The organism is Enterobacter asburiae (genome assembly GCF_001521715.1).
Taxonomy (GTDB): Bacteria; Pseudomonadota; Gammaproteobacteria; order Enterobacterales; family Enterobacteriaceae; genus Enterobacter; species Enterobacter asburiae.
Map to the genome: position 1 here is coordinate 2,488,948 of NZ_CP011863.1, position 18,227 is coordinate 2,507,174.

An 18,227-nucleotide genomic window follows, 5' to 3' on the forward strand; every position below is an offset into this window, starting at 1 on the left:
ACTCGTGCACGAAATATTCACTATGCTGCTGGCGGTTTTTGACCGCGCGGCATTAATGCTGATTTGCCTGTTCTTCCTCATTCGCATTCGCCTGTTTCGCGAGCTGTTGCACAAATCAGCCCACTCGCCAAAAGAGCTGCTGGCCGTTACCGCCATTTTTTCGCTGTTCGCCCTGTTCAGCACCTGGTCCGGCGTGCCGGTAGAAGGTTCGCTGGTTAACGTGCGCATTATCGCCGTCATGTCCGGCGGGATTTTGTTTGGTCCGTGGGTGGGCGTCATCACCGGCCTGATTGCCGGGACGCACCGCTACCTGATTGATATCGGTGGCGTAACGGCGGTGCCGTGCTTTATCACCAGCATTATCGCCGGGATGCTTTCCGGCTGGATCAGCCGCAAAATCCCGAAAAAACAGCGCTGGCGCGCCGGGATCGTCGCAGGCATGGTGTGCGAAACGCTGACTATGATCCTTGTCGTCGTCTGGGCCCCCACCACCGCGCTGGGGCTAGATATCGTTTCGAAAATCGGTATTCCGATGATACTGGGCAGCGTGTGCATCGGCTTTATCGTGCTGCTGGTGCAAAGCGTTGAAGGGGAAAAAGAGGCCAGTGCCGCCCGTCAGGCCAAGCTGGCGCTGGATATCGCCAACAAAACGCTGCCGCTTTTCCGCCACGTGAACGCGGAATCGTTGCGTCAGGTCTGCGAAATTATCCGCCACGACATCCACGCTGACGCCGTCGCCATCACCAATATTGACCACGTGCTGGCCTACGTTGGCGTCGGGGAGCACAACTATCGCGACAACGATGACACCATAAGCCCGACCACCAGACAGGCGATTAACTACGGTAAAATCATTATTAAAAACAATGATGAAGCCCACCGAACGCCGGAAATTCACTCGATGTTGGTGATTCCGCTGTGGGAGAAAGGCGTCGTGACGGGCACGCTGAAAATTTATTACTGCCACGCGCATCAGATCACCTCGACGCTGCAGGAGATGGCCATCGGCCTGTCGCAAATTATCTCCACCCAGCTTGAGGTTTCGCGGGCGGAGCAGCTGCGCGAGATGGCAAATAAGGCAGAGCTGCGCGCGCTGCAGAGTAAAATTAATCCCCATTTCCTGTTTAACGCGCTGAACGCTATCTCCTCGTCCATTCGCCTTAATCCGGACACCGCGCGCCAGCTGATTTTTAACCTGTCGCGCTATCTGCGCTACAACATCGAGCTGAAAGATGACGAGCAGATCGACATCAAAAAAGAGCTTTATCAGATCAAGGACTACATCGCGATTGAGCAGGCCCGCTTTGGCGACAAGCTCACGGTCATTTACGATATTGATGAAGAGGTCAACTGCGTGATCCCGAGCCTGCTTATCCAGCCGCTGGTCGAAAACGCGATTGTTCACGGTATTCAGCCCTGTAAAGGCAAAGGCGTCGTCACCATCAGCGTCACCGAAAGCGGCAACCGGGTGCGGATTGCCGTGCGCGATACCGGCCACGGGATTGATCCAAAAGTCATTGAGCGCGTGGAGTCTAACGAGATGCCGGGGAATAAAATCGGTCTGCTGAATGTGCACCACCGGGTCAAGCTGCTTTACGGCGACGGGCTGCATATTCAACGTCTTGAGCCGGGTACCGAAATTGCTTTTTACGTCCCGAATGAGCGCTCGCTCGCGCATACGACGACATCACTATTGCCCCAGGTGGAGTAACCCATGAAAGTTATCATCGTAGAAGATGAATTCCTGGCTCAACAGGAGCTCACCTGGCTTATCAAAACCCACAGCCAGATGGAGATTGTGGGTACATTTGATGATGGTCTGGACGTGCTGAAATTTTTGCAGCATAACCGGGTCGATGCGATTTTCCTGGATATCAATATCCCGTCGCTGGATGGCGTATTGCTGGCGCAAAACATCAATCAGTTTGCCCATAAGCCGTTTATTGTGTTCGTTACCGCCTGGAAAGAGCACGCCGTAGAGGCCTTCGAGCTGGAGGCGTTTGACTATATTCTTAAGCCTTATCAGGAGTCGCGGATTGTCAGCATGCTGCAAAAGCTGGAGGCCGCCTGGCAGCAGCAAACCGCCCCTGCCAGCCCGACGGTACGCGAAAACGACACCATAAATCTGGTCAAAGACGAGCGCATCATCGTGACCCCGGTCAACGATATCTACTACGCCGAAGCGCACGAAAAGATGACGTTTGTCTATACCCGGCGGGAATCGTACGTGATGGCGATGAACATTACCGAATTCTGCAGCAAGCTCCCGGCTGCCCACTTTTTCCGCTGCCACCGGTCGTTTTGCGTGAATTTAAATAAGATCCGCGAGATCGAACCCTGGTTTAACAACACCTACATTTTGCGTCTGAAGGATCTGGATTTTCAGGTGCCGGTAAGCCGCAGCAAGGTGAAAGAGTTTCGTCAGCTGATGCACCTGTAAAGAAAACGCCCTCTCCTGCGGGAGAGGGCTCTTCGTCAGAGGATTTGACCGAGAACCTGACGCAGATGGGCCCCGGAACCCAGCAGCCCTGGATTGTCATGCACGATCAGATAAACCGGAATGTCCTGCACGTAGCTTCTGAAACGCCCTTTATCTTCAAACCCGCCGCGGAAGCCCGAGGCTTTAAAAAAGTCGAGGAAGCGCGGTACGATCCCGCCCGCAATATAGACCCCACCGAAGGTGCCCAGCGTCAGCGCCAGGTTGCCGCCGAAACGTCCCATGATCACGCAAAACAGCGACAGGGCACGACGGCAGTCAATGCAGCTGTCCGCCAGCGCGCGTTCGGTGACGTCTTTTGGCTGCAGGTTTTCCGGCAGACGACCGTCTGATTTCACAATTGCGCGGTACAGATTCACCAGTCCCGGACCTGAAAGAACGCGCTCGGCGGAGACGTGGCCGATCTCAGCGCGTAACTCTTCGAGGATAATGCCCTCTTCTTCGCTGTTAGGCGCAAAGTCTACGTGGCCGCCTTCACCCGGCAGGCTTACCCAGCGCTGAGCAACATGCACAAGATGCGACACGCCGAGGCCGGTACCGGCCCCGTAAACCGCAATCGGCTTGCCTTCGACCGGTTCAGCGCCGCCAAACTGGATCAGATGCTCTGGCTTCAGCATTGGGATCGCCATAGACACCGCGGTGAAGTCATTGATGATTTCAAGGTGCGAAAAATCGAGGTTTTTTTTCATCTCGGCGATGGAGAATGCCCAGGTATGGTTGGTCATTGCGACCCAGTCGCCGGTTATCGGGCAGGCTATCGCGATGCAGCCGTCTTCAACGCTCACCTGATGCTCTTCCAGATAGACGCGGACAACGGCTTCAAGGCTTGGATAATCCAGCCCGGAATAGGTTTTCGCCCGGGAAATCTCACCGCTACTAACATCGCACAATGCGAGGCGCGCGTTCGTGCCGCCCACATCACCTACCAAAGCATACTTTGTCATTCTTCTACTGCTCCGCTAAAGTCAGAATAAATCTTTGGGACACTGTAAATTCAAGGCGTGATAACAACAACGGCCATAAGGTGAATGCCCATGGATTATCGATCTTCGTCACAGAATAACTTTACCGTTTCAGCACCTTTTGCACTATTGCCATAAAGCTTAATGTGCAAAGTAACGTAATACCGTTTTGTACAAGGAAATCATCATGCTCCACCCGCGAGCCAGAACCATGCTGTTGCTGGCAATTCCGGCGCTAATTATTGGCGTGGCCTCAAGTCTGGTGCTCATTGTCGTGATGAAAGTCGCGTCGGTGCTACAAGCCATGTTATGGACGGCGCTTCCGACAAAACTGGGGGTCAGCGCTGATTCTCCTGCCTGGATCATTGTGATGCTGACGTTGACCGGTATTGCGGTAGGCCTGGTGATCCGTTTCAGTCCCGGCCATGCCGGCCCCGATCCGGCGCAGGAACCGCTGATTGGCGCCCCGGTTCCCCCTTCGGCACTGCCCGGGCTGCTCATTGCGTTGATTATCGGTCTGGCCGGCGGCGTCAGCCTGGGGCCGGAGCATCCGATAATGGCGGTGAATATTGGCCTGGCGGTTTTCCTCGGTTCACGCATTTTGCCCCGCGTCGGCGCGCTGGACTGGACCATCCTCGCCTCCGCAGGCACCATCGGGGCGCTTTTCGGCACGCCCGTCGCTGCCGCACTGATCTTTTCTCAGACGCTCAGCAGCAATAACGACGTCCCGCTGTGGGATAAGCTGTTTGCCCCGCTGATGGCAGCAGCCGCTGGCGCGCTGACGACCAGCCTGTTTTTCCATCCCCACTTCTCACTCTCCCTCCCCCACTACGGCCAAATGCAGATAGCCGATATTTTCAGCGGTGCCATCGTCGTCGCGATCGCCATCGCGCTGGGAATGGTGGCGGTATGGTGTCTTCCTCGCCTGCACCGGCTGATGCATAAACTTAAACACCCGGTGTTAGTTCTGGGGGCTGGTGGTTTGATCCTAGGTATTTTAGGGGCAATCGGCGGGACGGTGACGTTGTTCAAAGGTCTGGACGAGATGCAGCAGCTGGCCTTCAGCCAGGTGTTTAGCGTCTCCGACTATCTGCTGTTTGCCTTGATTAAGCTGGCCGCGCTGGTGGTGGCTGCAGCCTGCGGTTTCCGCGGAGGACGCATTTTCCCGGTGGTCTTTGTCGGCGTAGCGCTGGGGCTGATGCTGCACGAACACGTCGATGCGGTGCCTGCGGCCATTACCGTCTCCTGCTCTATTCTGGGGCTGGTTCTGGTGGTCACACGCGACGCCTGGCTCAGCCTGTTTATGGCGGCGGTAGTGGTACCCGATTCGACGCTTTTCCCCCTGCTCTGTATCGTGATGTTGCCCGCCTGGCTCCTGCTGGCGGGCAAACCGATGATGATGGCCTGGCGAAACGACAAGTAATCAGGCGCTATTGCGCGCTTCCAGCGCTTTAGTAATCGCCCCCAGCAGCGGCGGGATATCGGCCTTCGGCAGCATCACCTCAATCAGCGAGAGCCGCTCGTGGTGCGCGACTTTTTCCAGTACGTCCGCCAGTTCCTCCGCTTCACTGACTCGCCAGCTCTGGGCCTGAGGATCAAGGCTCAGGGCCTGCGGGATTTGCGTCCAGTTCCATAGCGCAATATCGTTATATCGCTGTTCCGGCCCGTGGATCGCTCTTTCCACCGTGTACCCTTCGTTGTTAAGGACCAGAATGATCGGGTGTTGTTTATCCCGCAGCATCGAGCCAAGCTCCTGTATGGTGAGCTGCGCCGCGCCATCCCCCGTCAGCACAATCACGCGCCGGTTTGGGCAGGCGGTTTGCGCGCCAAACGCTGCGGCCAGGGTGTAGCCGATCGATCCCCACAGCGGCTGGACGATAAAATTCACATCAGCCGGAAGACGAAGGTCGATCGCGCCGAAGGCCGAGGTGCCCTGATCCGCAAGGATGATGTCTCCCGGGCGGATAAACGTCTGCAACGTTTTCCAGAAATTATCCTGCGTCAGCGAGCCATCAGGCTGCGGATATGCCATCGCGCTTTGAGACGACGGTACCGGCGTATCGTGCACGTGCTGTTTACACAGCTCCACCAGCGTTTCGATCGCCTGAAGCATGGGGATGCCGGTAAACCAGACGTCACCGACGCGTGAGGCATGAGGCTGAACTTCAATTGTTTGTGACGGGGTTAACTGATGCGTGAAGCCAGCGGTCAGGGTATCGGTAAATCGCGTCCCGATGCACAGCACCGTGTCAGCCCCTTCAATCGCCTCTTTTACCGCACCGGCGCTTGCCGAACCGCTATACGTGCCGTAAAACCCGGCGTGACGCTCGTCAAATATGCCTTTACCCATCAGCATAGTGGCGTGTGCCATCGGCACGTCCTTGACCCATTTCTGTAGGGCATGCTTCAGGCCATGGCGCAGGACAAGGAAATCGGCCAGCAGCGCCGTACGCTTGCTCATGGCCAGCCTGTTCTCAGCGGCGTCCCGGAACGCTTTCAGGCAGGCGCTATCGGCATGCGTGTGCCTGAAAGTGAGAGCGTTTACAGGAGGCGTGGCGGCTTTTTTTGCCACATCCGCAGGCAACATCAGATAGCCTGGGCGACGCTCCCGGAGCATGGTAGTTAATACCCGGTCAATCTCATAGCAGGCGTTTTGTTCAGTCAGGATCGCCTGTGCAACGGTGATCGGTTCGCTCATATGGTAAAAATGACGAAACTCACCGTCGCCCAGCGTATGGTGCAGCAACTCTCCTCTTTGCTGTGACGCAGTGCCCGGCGCGCCTACAATATGCAGTACCGGAACGTGCTCGGCGTAGCTGCCCGCGATGCCGTTCATGGCGCTTAACTCTCCTACACCAAATGTCGTCAGCAGCGCGGCAAAGCCCTTACATCGGGCGTATCCGTCCGCGGCATAGGAGGCATTTAACTCGTTGGCACAGCCCACCCAACAGATATCCGGGCTGTCTATCACATGGTCGAGAAACTGCAGGTTATAGTCGCCCGGCACGCCAAACAGATGATCGGCTCCACAATCTGTAAGACGGTCCAGCAGGTAATCGGCGACGCAGTATGGGGTACGCATGAACAGGTATCCTTCTAATGTTGACCTCACCTTGAGTATTAAATAAGCGTGATGACTGTCCAGAATTGGCGATAAGAAGAGCATGGAAAGAATGCTTTACAAAAAAGGCTGCGCTATGCTGCTTTTTTTCACGTTAATGTAAACGCATACACTGATTTTTTTCTTCAGCGCCAGAGGTCATGAGAATGGGTTATCAGCCGGACAAAAATCGTTATCGGACAATGGAGTATCGTCGCTGCGGGCAAAGCGGACTCAGGTTGCCCGCCATCTCGCTTGGGCTGTGGCATAACTTTGGCGACACCACGCTTATCGAAAACAGCCGTCAACTTTTACAGCGCGCGTTCGATCTGGGCATTACGCATTTCGACCTTGCCAACAACTATGGCCCGCCGCCGGGATCGGCCGAACGTAATTTCGGCCGTATTTTGCAGGAGGATTTCCTGCCCTGGCGCGACGAGCTGATCGTCTCTACCAAAGCAGGTTATACCATGTGGGATGGCCCTTACGGCGACTGGGGGTCACGCAAATATCTGCTGGCAAGCCTCGATCAAAGCCTGAAGCGCATGGGGCTGGAGTATGTGGATATTTTCTATCATCACCGTCCTGACCCGCAAACGCCGCTGCTGGAAACCATGAAAGCGCTTGACCATGTCGTGCGCCAGGGAAAAGCCCTGTATGTCGGGTTATCCAACTACCCTGCGGAACTGGCCCGCAAGGCGTTTGATATTCTTGACTATCTCGGTACGCCCTGCCTGATCCACCAGCCGAAATACTCTCTGTTTGAGCGTGCGCCGGAAGCGGGACTGCTGGACGTGCTACAGGAAAAAGGGGTTGGCTGTATTCCCTTCTCGCCGCTGGCCGGTGGACAATTGACCAACCGCTATCTCAACGGCATTCCGGCAGACTCACGCGCGGCAAGCGGCAGTCAGTTCCTGAACCCTGACCAGATCACCGAAGAGAAGCTGGAGAAGGTAAGAAAGCTGAACGCCATGGCGGAAGAGCGCGGTCAGAAGTTGTCCCAGATGGCGCTGGCCTGGGTATTACGCCATGAGAACGTGACGTCAGTGCTGATTGGGGCAAGTAAAACGTCTCAGATTGATGACGCCGTGGGGATGCTGCAAAACCGCCATTTCTCTGCTGAAGAACTGGTCCGTATTGATACGATCCTGAACAGCTCAAATTAAAATCACTTTTAGCAAAAAGTGCTTTCATTCCGCAATTCGGAGTTGAGGCGATGAAACGAGGCTTTACCAACTCGTAATATTGCGTTAACAGGCCCCACAAGTGCCCCGATCGTGAAGGAGAAAGAGTATGTTCAGGTCACTGATTCTTGCAGCGGTATTACTGGTTTCAGCCCCGCTGATCGCCAATGCGGGCGAAATCACCCTGTTGCCATCAGTAAAATTACAAATTGGCGATCGTGACGACTACGGCAGATACTGGGATGGTGGCTACTGGCGCGACCGTGACTACTGGAACCGTCACTATGAGTGGCGCGGAGACCGCTGGTGGAAACATGATAACGGCAGACACCGCGGCTGGTATAAAGACAACGCGTATGAGCGCGGCTACCGTGAAGGATGGAACGATCGTGACGACCATCGTGGCGGCTGGGATCGCGGCGGAAGAGGACGCGGCGGCCACGGTCATGGCCACGGTCACCATTAATGCAAAAAGGAGCCTCTCGGCTCCTTTTTCTTTTAGAGTCCCAACGCGGTGCCAACCAGCAGCCACAGGTTCAGCGCCACTACCACTACCACGATGGCCCATCCGGCCCGTTTCACCAGCGGTGAGTTGACCAGTTCGCCCATCAGGTTTTTGTTGCTGGTAAAAATCAGCAGCGGCACCAGCGCCAGCGCGATACCAAAACTCAGCAGCACCTGGCTCATGACCAGAATTCGCGTAGGATCGAGCCCCATCAGGATCACGATAAATGACGGGAGCATGGTGACGGAGCGACGAACCCACAGCGGAATATGGAAGCGGACAAACCCCTGCATCACCACCTGGCCTGCCAGCGTGCCCACCACCGTAGAAGAAAGACCGGCAGCCACCAGGCTGAGACCAAATATCGTGGCGGCAGCATGGCTCAGTAAGGGCTCCAGCGTAAGATAAGCCTGGTCGAGATCGGCAATACCGGTGTGGCCGTTAAAGTGGAAAGCGGCAGCAGCGGTAGCCATCATCGCCAGATTTACAAACCCCGCGATGGTCATGGCAATCGCCACGTCCCATTTGGTGGCGGAGTAACGCTCTTTGCGAGTCCCACCGTGGAGATGCTGAGTCAGCGAGGAGTGCAGGTAAATCACATGCGGCATGATGGTCGCCCCCAACACCCCGGCGGCCAGGAACACCGCTTCCGAGGTTGGCAGGCTTGGGATTGCCATACCTTTCCCGAGCTGAACCAGATTCGGCTGTGAGAAAATCAGCTCGACGATATAGGCCGCCGCGACAAACAGCAGCAGACCGCCGATAACCTTCTCCAGCGGCTTTTGACCCCGACGCTGCAGCATCAGGATCAGGAAAGTGGCAATCCCGGTCAGTACCGCCCCCTGCAACAGCGACACGCCCAGAATCAGCTTAAAGCCGATCGCTGCGCCGATAAATTCAGCGAGATCAGTGGCCATGGCGATGATTTCCGCCTGAACCCAGTAGAGCCAGACGGCCGGACGCGGATAATGGTCGCGAATTTGCTCCGCCAGGTTTTTACCGGTGGCAATCCCAGCTTTGCGGAGAGCATCTGAATCAGCATCGCCATCAGGTTAGCCCAGACGACCACCCACAGCAGCTTATAGCCGAAGCTGGCCCCGGCCTGAATATTGGTCGCAAAGTTACCTGGATCGATATAGCCAATGGCAGCGATGAACGCAGGTCCCATTAATGCGAACCGCAACTTGCGCGCGGCTCTGCCACTGCTACCCTCTACGCGACTGTTTGTCATTTCTGCCTCTGAAATATAGCCTTTGCTATGTTTAATGCTATCAAAATGAGAATGATTATCAAGATCATTTGTGATGTTTACAGTGATTTCTCTGATAGCTTTGAACGATAGACGGGCGGGTAAGTGGGGCGATCTAACAGAAACTGAAATCGCGCGCGCTTTTGTGAAGACTAGCACACAAACTTAACTTTTCACTCATTTACCTAACATAACAAAAATGTATTGTGGATCACTATTTTTGAGACTCGTCACAGGATGTAACTATAGTGTGTCCTCGATCTCGTTTTCTTTTCGCTTGTTACATAGAATGTGCACGAAAATTAAACCTGCCTCATATTTGGAGCAAATATGGACCGCGTCCTTCATTTTGTCCTGGCACTTGTTGTCGTTACTGCACTTGCATTGCTGGTCAGCACAGACCGCAAAAAAATTCGTATCCGTTATGTTGTCCAGCTGCTGGTCATTGAAGTTTTACTTGCGTGGTTCTTCCTGAACTCCAACGTAGGTCTCGGCTTCGTAAAAGGCTTCTCCGAAATGTTCGAAAAACTGCTCGGATTCGCCAATGAAGGGACCAACTTTGTCTTCGGTAAAATGAACGACGAAGGTCTGGCGTTCTTCTTCCTGAAGGTTCTCTGCCCTATCGTCTTCATCTCCGCGCTGATCGGTATTCTGCAGCACATCCGCGTTCTGCCGTTCGTTATTCGTGGAATTGGTTTCCTGTTATCCAAAGTGAACGGCATGGGCAAGCTGGAATCCTTCAACGCCGTCAGTTCCCTGATCCTCGGTCAGTCTGAGAACTTCATCGCGTATAAAGATATTCTCGGCAAAATGTCCCGCAACCGCATGTACACCATGGCGGCAACCGCAATGTCTACCGTGTCCATGTCTATCGTGGGCGCGTATATGACCATGCTGGAGCCAAAGTATGTTGTTGCGGCACTGGTTCTGAACATGTTCAGCACCTTTATCGTTCTGTCGCTGATCAACCCGTACCGCGTTGACGCAAGCGAAGAGAACATTCAGATGTCAAACCTGCACGAAGGCCAAAGCTTCTTCGAAATGCTGGGTGAGTACATTCTGGCGGGCTTCAAAGTGGCGATTATCGTTGCCGCCATGCTGATCGGCTTCATTGCGCTGATTTCTGCGCTGAACGCTCTGTTCGCTGCGGTGCTGGGTATCTCCTTCCAGGGTATTCTGGGCTACATCTTCTACCCTGTTGCATGGGTGATGGGTGTTCCTGCTCACGAAGCGCTGCAGGTGGGCAGTATCATGGCAACCAAACTGGTTTCTAACGAATTCGTTGCGATGATGGATCTGCAGAAAATTGCCAGCACGCTCTCTCCGCGCGCGGAAGGCATTCTGTCCGTGTTCCTGGTTTCCTTCGCGAACTTCTCGTCCATCGGGATTATCGCGGGCGCAATTAAAGGTCTGAACGAAGAACAGGGCAACGTGGTTTCTCGCTTTGGCCTGAAGCTGGTTTACGGCTCTACGCTGGTGAGCGTTCTGTCTGCTTCTATCGCAGCACTGGTACTCTGACGTTTAGCGTTAAACAAAACCGGGAGCCATGCTCCCGGTTTTTTTATGCCCGCAATTCTTCCAGCGGTTTGGGTTTGCCTATCAGGTAGCCCTGCAGGTAATCCACGCCGAAACGAAGCAGCATCTCCCGCTGCGCCGGTGTTTCGACGTATTCCGCTACGACGCACAGCGATTTCGTCTTCGCCAGATTACACATCGACTGCACGATCATCGCATCCATATCATCAGTACAAATGTCTTTAATAAAGCAGCCGTCAATTTTAATGATGTCTGCCTGCAGGCGTCTGAGGCGCTCGTAGTTGGCGTAGCCGGTACCAAAATCATCTATGGCAATCCGGAAACCGTAATCCCGCAGCTGCTGAATATTGTGGATGCTGCAGCCTGAATTTGAGAAGGCCTGCTCTTCGGTAATCTCAATCACGACGGACTGAGGCGCAACGCCATACCGTTCAAAGAGCGCACAAATCTCGGACGCCACCTCTTTTTGCATCAGCGTGAGCGGCATCAGATTAACGGAGAAACGGGCGCCAGCCTGCGTTGAAGGGTGATCGCGCAGCCACAGCAGTAATTTCTCCATGACGCACATATCAAACCGGTGGCTGAGGTTGAACTGGGCAATCAACGGAATAAAGCGGTCAGGAGTGAAGATCTCGCCCTCGCTCTCCATACGTGCCAGAATTTCGTAGTAGCCGCTCCCGTCCGCCTTCTGGATCGGTTGCGCGTATAAATGGAACTGGCCCACCTCCAGCGCATGCTTAATCCGCGCCAGCATCAGGACTCGCTCTGTCGTCTGCCCTGATGCCGCCTCAAGGCTATTCGTGAGCGCAAGCACGTTGTTTGTTGTTCCGCAGGATTGCTCAGCCAGCCAGCTCAGTTGCCCCAGCGTGTGGTGCAACTTTTCGCCGTTTTCCACCATTCCCCATGACGCGCCAAATTCAATATCCAGCCTGGTGTTGTTCCAGAAAATCTTACGGCTGTTCAGTCGATCAACCATATGCTGGAGGCGCTCAGCGGTTCCCGGGCCCAGTAATACCAGCACAAGCTCGCTTCCGGGGAGCTGGAAGAGCGTCTCATCTTTTTGCAGGAGAGGCTGCAGCGACGTGGCGATCGTACGTTTGCAATGGACCCGCATGAGGATCCCATAATGGCGGCTCAAAAATTCCAGGTTATCCATACGCAGAATGCTAACTTTTGCATCCGGGTGAATCTCAAGATAATCCTCCAGCGCACGAATATTGGGCAATCCGGTCAGCGGATCGGTGAGCGCCCTCCCCTGCCAGCCCCGCTTAAGCCACTCGCTGCGCTGATAAATGCGCGACATGTAAAGCAGACAGATCGCGAACGAGATAAGCACGGACAGAATAAAAGAGAGCGAATGGCCCGATTCCACCCCGTTAAGGAAGTTGTAGTTGTAGGTCAACAGCAGGAGCGCAGATACAGCCCACAGCAGAGAAATCAGCGCATAGGTCAGCCGGCTTATCGCTAAGGTAAAAAGAATAAAAATCAGCGGCATCAAATAGCCCGCAATGACGGGAGATTCAAAAGGACCACATAAAATGACGAGAATGAAACTTAAAAGCATCAGCCAGACAAAAATATATAATGAATTCTTGTGAAAAAACACGGGCTTCACGCTTCGTCGTCAGAAATTTATTGCATAACGAGGATTAATTATCATTCTTAACGGGTAATAGAACATCATGGTAAAAATCAATGCCGCACATATCAGGCTTTGTATATCCACAACGTTATAAATAACCGTCCCTTCGCCGAAAAAGGTCGAAATTGTCACCGGAAAATCAAACAAATAGCCGGCCAAATACATCGACAGTTTAATACCTATCGGCACCATAAAACCGAGCCAGAATATCCGTAATCCGATGTGCTTGTTAGGGATGCAGTAACGCCAACGCTTACCCAGCATGATACGCAGAAGGCCGCACGCCGCGAACAACGCAAAGGTCTGACAGAACAGTAATACTGAATATTGTAGCGGCGCTAAATTTACATAGAATAAATTAGTGACAGTAAAACCTAACAAAATGGGAAGAATAGCCCTGCGCCCAAATAGCAGAATCACCGCCAGCATTACGCTTAAAGGTAACCATGCTAAATAAACGTCGTGACCATTAACAATTGCGCGGGGAGAGAGATAACGGGAGACAGGTACCGAAATCAGGCACAGAGCCAGGGCAATCATAAATATCTTTACATTATTGTAAGTTTTTCTATTCATTAACCAGGGCGTTATTTTCCGAGAGAATTATTGACCGGATGGATAATATGTTTATTAATTGCGCGAATCAAGTTCAAGTCTATTTTTAGACTGGTTTATTGATGCCGATTGAGGTGAGGTACAGAAATACCTTCTTTTTGATAACAAAATAGGGTGGCGGGTGTTACAAACACATAAAAAAAACCCTCGTCTTTTGACGAGGGTTTACAATTTTGGTGGAGCTAAGCGGGATCGAACCGCTGACCTCTTGCATGCCATGCAAGCGCTCTCCCAGCTGAGCTATAGCCCCACATGTTACTTTACTGACCGCACTCTGTTGGGTTCAGAGTTTGGTGGAGCTAAGCGGGATCGAACCGCTGACCTCTTGCATGCCATGCAAGCGCTCTCCCAGCTGAGCTATAGCCCCATCGTAAAGCTGTCATGTTGACGGGCGGCATAATATGAATTCCGCTGCGGAGTGTCAACGGCAAAATCAATCTCAGCCATTCAATCGCCGAAAAATCATGCAAATGAATCACTTTGCGAGCCTGCTCGCAGCCAGGAGTTAAGCCTGTCACGTTTTCACGTAAAACGGTGCTATAAAATGAGCCGTTAATTAACCCCACTGATATTCAGGAAATTGCATGATCAAGGAACGAATGACGCCAGAAGAGTTAGCCCTCCTCACTGGCTATAGCCGCCAGACCATCAATAAATGGGTACGCAAAGAGGGTTGGATTACATCACCAAAACCAGGCGTCCAGGGCGGGAAAGCTCGCCTGGTACATGTGAACGAAAAAGTCCGTGACTTTATCCGCAGCGCACGTCGGGCAAGTGAAACGTCCGAACTGCCAGAAGGCGTCAGTCATGATAGTTCGCTTCACACGCTGCTCCTGACGCTGGCCAATGAAATGACGCCGGAAGAGCAGAAGCAGATGACATCGCTGCTAATGCGGGAAGGGATTACCGGCTTGTTGCAACGTTTAGGGATTCGCGATCAGAACTGATATGAAAAAACTACGCAGTAAAATGACCACGGAAGAGCTGGCGGAGAGTTTGGGCGTTGCCAGACAAACGGTTAATCGCTGGATACGCCAGCAGGGATGGAAAACCGAAGGCCTCAACGGCGTGAAGGGTGGTCGCGCGCGGCTCATTCATATTGATGCGCGCGTGAAGGAACATATTATGAGTCTCCCGGCGATCCGTAACCGTCAGGCGTTTTACCATCTCGCTGAGGTCACCGCTTTATACAGTGAACCCTCTTCAAACCTGTCTCCGGGCATTATTGAGACGCTTGAGAGTATGACTCAGCCAGAGCAGAGGCGTCTGGACGCTTTATTGAAACGCGAAGGCATACACGGCTTTCTTACGCGGCTCGGTCTCACGGAATAAGAGGCATAAAAAAACGGCAGGTTACCCTGCCGTTTTTTATCTGAGGCCTAATTACTGCTGATTTTCACGTTCAGCGATAAAGTCCAGCGCCTTGTTAATGCGCGCCACGCTGCGTGACTTGCCGATCGCGTGAACCGTCACATCCAGCGCCGGAGACTGACCCGCCCCGGTCACCGCAACGCGCAGTGGCATACCGACTTTACCCATACCGACTTCCAGCTCGTCTGCCGTCGCCTGAATGGCGTGATGCACATTCTCAGCGGTCCACTCGGTAAGGGCCGCCAGCTTGTCGCGCACCACTTCCAGCGGCTGACGCGCAACCGGACGGAGGTGCTTCTTCGCGGCGTCCGCGTCGAACTCATCAAACTCTTCATAGAAGTAGCGGCAGCTTTCGGCAATCTCTTTCAGCGTTTTGCAGCGCTCGCCGAGGAGTTTCACCAGGTCCGCCAGCTCAGGGCCAGTGCGGGTATCAATCTTTGCCTGCTCAATGTGCCACTGCAGATACGTCGCTACATATTCAGGCTGCATGGTATTGATATAGTGATGGTTCAGCCACAGGAGCTTGTCGGTATTAAATGCGCTCGCTGATTTGCTTACAGAGCTCAGAGAGAACAGTTCGATCATCTCTTCGCGGCTAAAGATCTCCTGGTCACCGTGGGCCCAGCCCAGACGCACCAGATAGTTCAGCAGCGCTTCCGGCAGATAGCCGTCGTCGCGATACTGCATAACGCTTACCGCACCGTGACGTTTAGACAGTTTTTTCCCGTCGTCACCGTTGATCATGGAGACGTGCGCATAGACAGGCACAGGGGCGTTCAGCGCTTTCAGGATGTTAATCTGGCGTGGCGTATTGTTGATATGATCTTCACCACGGACAACGTGGGTAATTTCCATATCCCAGTCGTCAACCACAACGCAGAAATTGTAGGTTGGAGAACCGTCGGTACGACGGATGATCAGATCGTCCAGCTCCTGGTTGCTAAATTCAATTGGGCCACGGATCTGGTCGTCAAAGATCACCGATCCCTCTTGCGGGTTAGCAAAACGCACCACGCAAGGCTCATCAGCAGCATGCTCGCTATGGTCGTGGCGGCAGCGGCCGTCATAACGCGGCTTTTCACCGTTAGCCATCTGCGCTTCACGCAGTTCATCCAGACGCTCTTTAGAGCAGTAGCATTTATACGCCGTGCCCGCGACCAGCATCTCATCAATGACAGCGTTATAGCGGTCAAAGCGTTTGGTCTGGAAGTAAGGACCTTCATCCCATTCCAGATTCAGCCAGTTCATCCCATCCATAATGGCTTCAATTGCTTCTGGCGTGGAGCGCTCAAGATCGGTGTCTTCAATACGCAGCACGAACTCACCTTTGTTGTGGCGTGCGAAAAGCCAGGAATAGAGAGCGGTACGTGCACCACCGACGTGCAGATAGCCTGTCGGGCTCGGCGCGAAGCGAGTTTTGATTTTCATGAAATGGCCTTACGTTATAAAGATGCCGGCAATCGGCAAATTCTGGGGAAAAAACGATGGGCAATATTCTATCACTGTGGGGGGAATCCTCAATGTTGATCCCTTTATCGTGACCGAGTTTGCGATTTTTGTTTAGAAATCATGCGCCACAGCCCGTTTCGCGATCGTTTTGTTTAATTTTACGACGAACGAATAAAAACTTTAGAAAATGCGTTGACTCATTTTCAACTCTCCCTATAATGCGACTCCACACAGCGGGGGTGATTAGCTCAGTTGGTAGAGCATCTCCTTTACACGGAGGGGGTCGGCGGTTCGAGCCCGTCATCACCCACCATCTACTTCGGTAGACTCGCAGTGTAGATAAGAATTGAGATTGGGCGATTAGCTCAGTTGGTAGAGCATCTCCTTTACACGGAGGGGGTCGGCGGTTCGAGCCCGTCATCGCCCACCATTCTCACCTTATCGCAGCAGTTCCGAAATGGGCGATTAGCTCAGTTGGTAGAGCATCTCCTTTACACGGAGGGGGTCGGCGGTTCGAGCCCGTCATCGCCCACCATTTCGGGTCGTTAGCTCAGTTGGTAGAGCAGTTGACTTTTAATCAATTGGTCGCAGGTTCGAATCCTGCACGACCCACCAATGTAGAAAGGCGCCCTAAAGGCGCCTTTTTGCTATCTGCAGTTTTTCTACTTCCGGCTTCCAGTAACTTTACCGCACCATCAATACTGATTGTGTATCGATGCAACTCCCTGCCAGATATGGCAGTTTTGCTCAAGCTAATCCCGTCGGTGCCGATACCTCTGTTTTATAACGCGAGGAAAAAGTATGACGACCATTCAGGCTTCAACCCAACAGATTCAAACCAGCGGCGCGAGTGGAACTTCGAGCAGTAACGATATCTCTGCGCAAATCACCCGCATTCTCGACAAGATCAAAAAGCTGACTCAGCAGTTAAAAGAGCTGGCGAACAGCCCTGTCAGCACCGATGAGAAGAAGAAGCAGCAGGAACTTATTCAGACCCAGATCAAAGTGCTGCAGGCGCAGCTCGCCGCGCTGCAGCGCCAGCAGGCCGAAGAGGCCCAGAAGAAGCAGGATCAAAAGCTGGGCAAAGTGGAAGGGGTAAATAGCCCGTCAGACACTAATCAGATTGATATCTACATCTAATCTTCTGATGCGTTAAACAGTGGGTCGCGTATGCGGGCTTCGGTTAATCGTTGTGCCTGGATACGCACCACTTCCCAGATAGCCTGCGCCGCCCCAGAGAGTGAACGATTTTTTCGCCGCACCAGCATCAGCTTTCGCTCGACAACGGGCGTTAATCGCCTGACGGCCAGCCGGCTTCCCTGCGGCAGGGGAAGCGCCAGGGCGGGCAAGACGCTGATGCCAATACCGGCTTCTACCATCGGAAACAGCGTCGCCGGGTGGCCAATCTCCTGCACGATAGTTGCCTTTACTCCCTGATTCACCAGCGCGGAATCAATCAGCGGACGGCTGCCCGAGGCATAATCCTGTAAAACCAGGTTCGCGCCCTGCAGGGACTGCCAGCTGACCTCCGGCAACCTGGCCAGCGGGTCGTCGTCACGGCAGAGCAGCAAAAAGGGCTCAGAAAGCACGCTTTCGCACGCCAGATCGCTCGCCTGGCCGGGATCGATAACAATACCAAAATCCACATCGCCCTGGCGGATGCTTTCCAGCACCCACTGCTGTGGCCTGTCATGCAGGACAAAATCAATGTCCGGGTAGCGATGACTGCCCTCGGCAATACACTGCGGGATAAGGTGCGCAGAGATTGTCTGGCTGGCCGCGACGCGCACGGTCCCCGAAAGCTGCTGCCCCAGTCTCCCCACGTCTCTGAGCGTGCTGTTCAGCTCATCCAGCAATCGTTCAAGACGCAGGGCGAGCTGCTGCCCCGCTTCGGTAAGCACCACTTCGCGCGTGGTGCGGTCAAGCAACTTCACCCCGGTCTGATTCTCCAGCTCTTTCACGCTGTGGCTGACCGCCGACTGGCTCAGACCAATCATCTCCCCTGCCCGGCTAAAGCTGCGGGCATGGGCGACGGTGACGAAAATACGAAGCTGGCGTAAGGAGTAATTCATCTGTTTCATTCATGAATGGATGCAATAAATCAATTTTATTTCTCA

13 protein-coding genes, 6 tRNA genes and 2 pseudogenes are annotated in these 18,227 nt (G+C 53.7%); 13 read left to right on the forward strand and 8 right to left on the reverse strand.

The features are described from left to right. The first annotated feature begins 4 nt into the window (after positions 1–4). Positions 5–1,711 (forward strand): sensor histidine kinase, encoded by a 1,707-nt coding sequence (locus ACJ69_RS12155; RefSeq protein WP_059347111.1) that lies wholly within the window; start codon positions 5–7, stop codon positions 1,709–1,711. Between the two features lie 3 nt (positions 1,712–1,714). After that, positions 1,715–2,440 carry a LytR/AlgR family response regulator transcription factor gene (locus ACJ69_RS12160; protein ID WP_023308712.1) on the forward strand — a complete coding sequence of 242 codons (726 nt, stop codon included), beginning with the start codon at positions 1,715–1,717 and terminating at the stop codon, positions 2,438–2,440. Between the two features lie 35 nt (positions 2,441–2,475). On the opposite strand, the gene glk is transcribed toward ACJ69_RS12160, so the two are convergent. Further along, positions 2,476–3,441: a glucokinase gene (glk, locus tag ACJ69_RS12165; protein WP_059347112.1), complete on the reverse strand. Its 966-nt coding sequence runs from the start codon at positions 3,439–3,441 to the stop codon at positions 2,476–2,478. Positions 3,442–3,646: 205 nt separating this feature from the next. On the opposite strand from glk, the gene ACJ69_RS12170 reads away from it, so the two are divergent. Further along, positions 3,647–4,882: an ion channel protein gene (locus ACJ69_RS12170; RefSeq protein WP_029741361.1), complete on the forward strand. Its 1,236-nt coding sequence runs from the start codon at positions 3,647–3,649 to the stop codon at positions 4,880–4,882. Here the strand turns inward: ACJ69_RS12170 and ipdC are convergent, their stop codons facing one another. Beyond that, positions 4,883–6,541, reverse strand: a complete 1,659-nt coding sequence (gene ipdC, locus ACJ69_RS12175) for an indolepyruvate decarboxylase (protein WP_059347113.1) — start codon at positions 6,539–6,541, stop codon at positions 4,883–4,885. Positions 6,542–6,726: 185 nt separating this feature from the next. Here ipdC and mgrA point away from each other — a divergent pair, with 185 nt between their 5' ends. Next, positions 6,727–7,725: an L-glyceraldehyde 3-phosphate reductase gene (gene mgrA / locus ACJ69_RS12180; RefSeq protein WP_054830073.1), complete on the forward strand. Its 999-nt coding sequence runs from the start codon at positions 6,727–6,729 to the stop codon at positions 7,723–7,725. Between the two features lie 127 nt (positions 7,726–7,852). Then, positions 7,853–8,209, forward strand: a complete 357-nt coding sequence (locus ACJ69_RS12185; RefSeq protein WP_054830070.1) for a DUF2502 domain-containing protein — start codon at positions 7,853–7,855, stop codon at positions 8,207–8,209. Positions 8,210–8,241: 32 nt separating this feature from the next. Here the strand turns inward: ACJ69_RS12185 and ACJ69_RS12190 are convergent. Then, a pseudogene (locus tag ACJ69_RS12190) lies at positions 8,242–9,479 on the reverse strand (Nramp family divalent metal transporter). Positions 9,480–9,827: 348 nt separating this feature from the next. Here ACJ69_RS12190 and ACJ69_RS12195 point away from each other — a divergent pair. Beyond that, on the forward strand, positions 9,828–11,015 hold the full coding sequence (locus ACJ69_RS12195; RefSeq protein ID WP_008501591.1) for a NupC/NupG family nucleoside CNT transporter: 1,188 nt from the start codon (positions 9,828–9,830) through the stop codon (positions 11,013–11,015). Positions 11,016–11,058: 43 nt separating this feature from the next. Here the strand turns inward: ACJ69_RS12195 and ACJ69_RS12200 are convergent. From ACJ69_RS12200 to ACJ69_RS12210, 3 genes and pseudogenes are all read right to left on the reverse strand, one after another. Then, a pseudogene (locus tag ACJ69_RS12200) lies at positions 11,059–13,251 on the reverse strand (EAL domain-containing protein). A 213-nt stretch (positions 13,252–13,464) separates the two neighbouring features. Further along, positions 13,465–13,540, reverse strand: a tRNA-Ala gene (locus ACJ69_RS12205). A gap of 41 nt (positions 13,541–13,581) precedes the next feature. Then, positions 13,582–13,657 (reverse strand) — tRNA-Ala (locus ACJ69_RS12210). Positions 13,658–13,874: 217 nt separating this feature from the next. Between ACJ69_RS12210 and ACJ69_RS12215 the strand changes: the two genes are divergently transcribed. Together ACJ69_RS12215 and ACJ69_RS12220 are read left to right on the forward strand one after the other, a co-directional pair. Then, complete coding sequence (locus tag ACJ69_RS12215) at positions 13,875–14,237, forward strand: YfeC-like transcriptional regulator (protein ID WP_029742102.1); 363 nt, start codon at positions 13,875–13,877, stop codon at positions 14,235–14,237. Between the two features lies 1 nt (position 14,238). Beyond that, entirely contained in the window at positions 14,239–14,622 is a 384-nt protein-coding gene (locus tag ACJ69_RS12220; RefSeq protein ID WP_059347114.1) for a YfeC-like transcriptional regulator, read from the forward strand. Between the two features lie 51 nt (positions 14,623–14,673). Here the strand turns inward: ACJ69_RS12220 and gltX are convergent, their stop codons facing one another. Next, the gene (gene gltX, locus ACJ69_RS12225) at positions 14,674–16,089 is read right to left on the reverse strand and encodes a glutamate--tRNA ligase (protein WP_029742100.1); all 1,416 of its coding nucleotides are present in this window, start codon (positions 16,087–16,089) and stop codon (positions 14,674–14,676) included. A gap of 258 nt (positions 16,090–16,347) precedes the next feature. Between gltX and ACJ69_RS12230 the strand changes: the two genes are divergently transcribed. The 5 genes from ACJ69_RS12230 to ACJ69_RS12250 all read left to right on the forward strand — a co-directional run bounded on the left by ACJ69_RS12230 (position 16,348) and on the right by ACJ69_RS12250 (position 17,250). Next, positions 16,348–16,423, forward strand: a tRNA-Val gene (locus tag ACJ69_RS12230). A gap of 41 nt (positions 16,424–16,464) precedes the next feature. Beyond that, positions 16,465–16,540: transfer RNA gene (locus ACJ69_RS12235), tRNA-Val, on the forward strand. A 29-nt stretch (positions 16,541–16,569) separates the two neighbouring features. Then, positions 16,570–16,645, forward strand: a tRNA-Val gene (locus ACJ69_RS12240). Between the two features lie 4 nt (positions 16,646–16,649). Then, positions 16,650–16,725: transfer RNA gene (locus tag ACJ69_RS12245), tRNA-Lys, on the forward strand. Positions 16,726–16,911: 186 nt separating this feature from the next. Continuing rightward, on the forward strand, positions 16,912–17,250 hold the full coding sequence (locus ACJ69_RS12250; protein ID WP_029740388.1) for a FlxA-like family protein: 339 nt from the start codon (positions 16,912–16,914) through the stop codon (positions 17,248–17,250). On the opposite strand, the gene ACJ69_RS12255 is transcribed toward ACJ69_RS12250, so the two are convergent. Continuing rightward, a complete protein-coding gene (locus tag ACJ69_RS12255; protein ID WP_059347833.1) occupies positions 17,247–18,182 on the reverse strand; it encodes a LysR family transcriptional regulator in 936 nt (311 codons plus the stop codon). The genes ACJ69_RS12250 and ACJ69_RS12255 overlap by 4 nt on opposite strands. Positions 18,183–18,227: the final 45 nt, after the last annotated feature.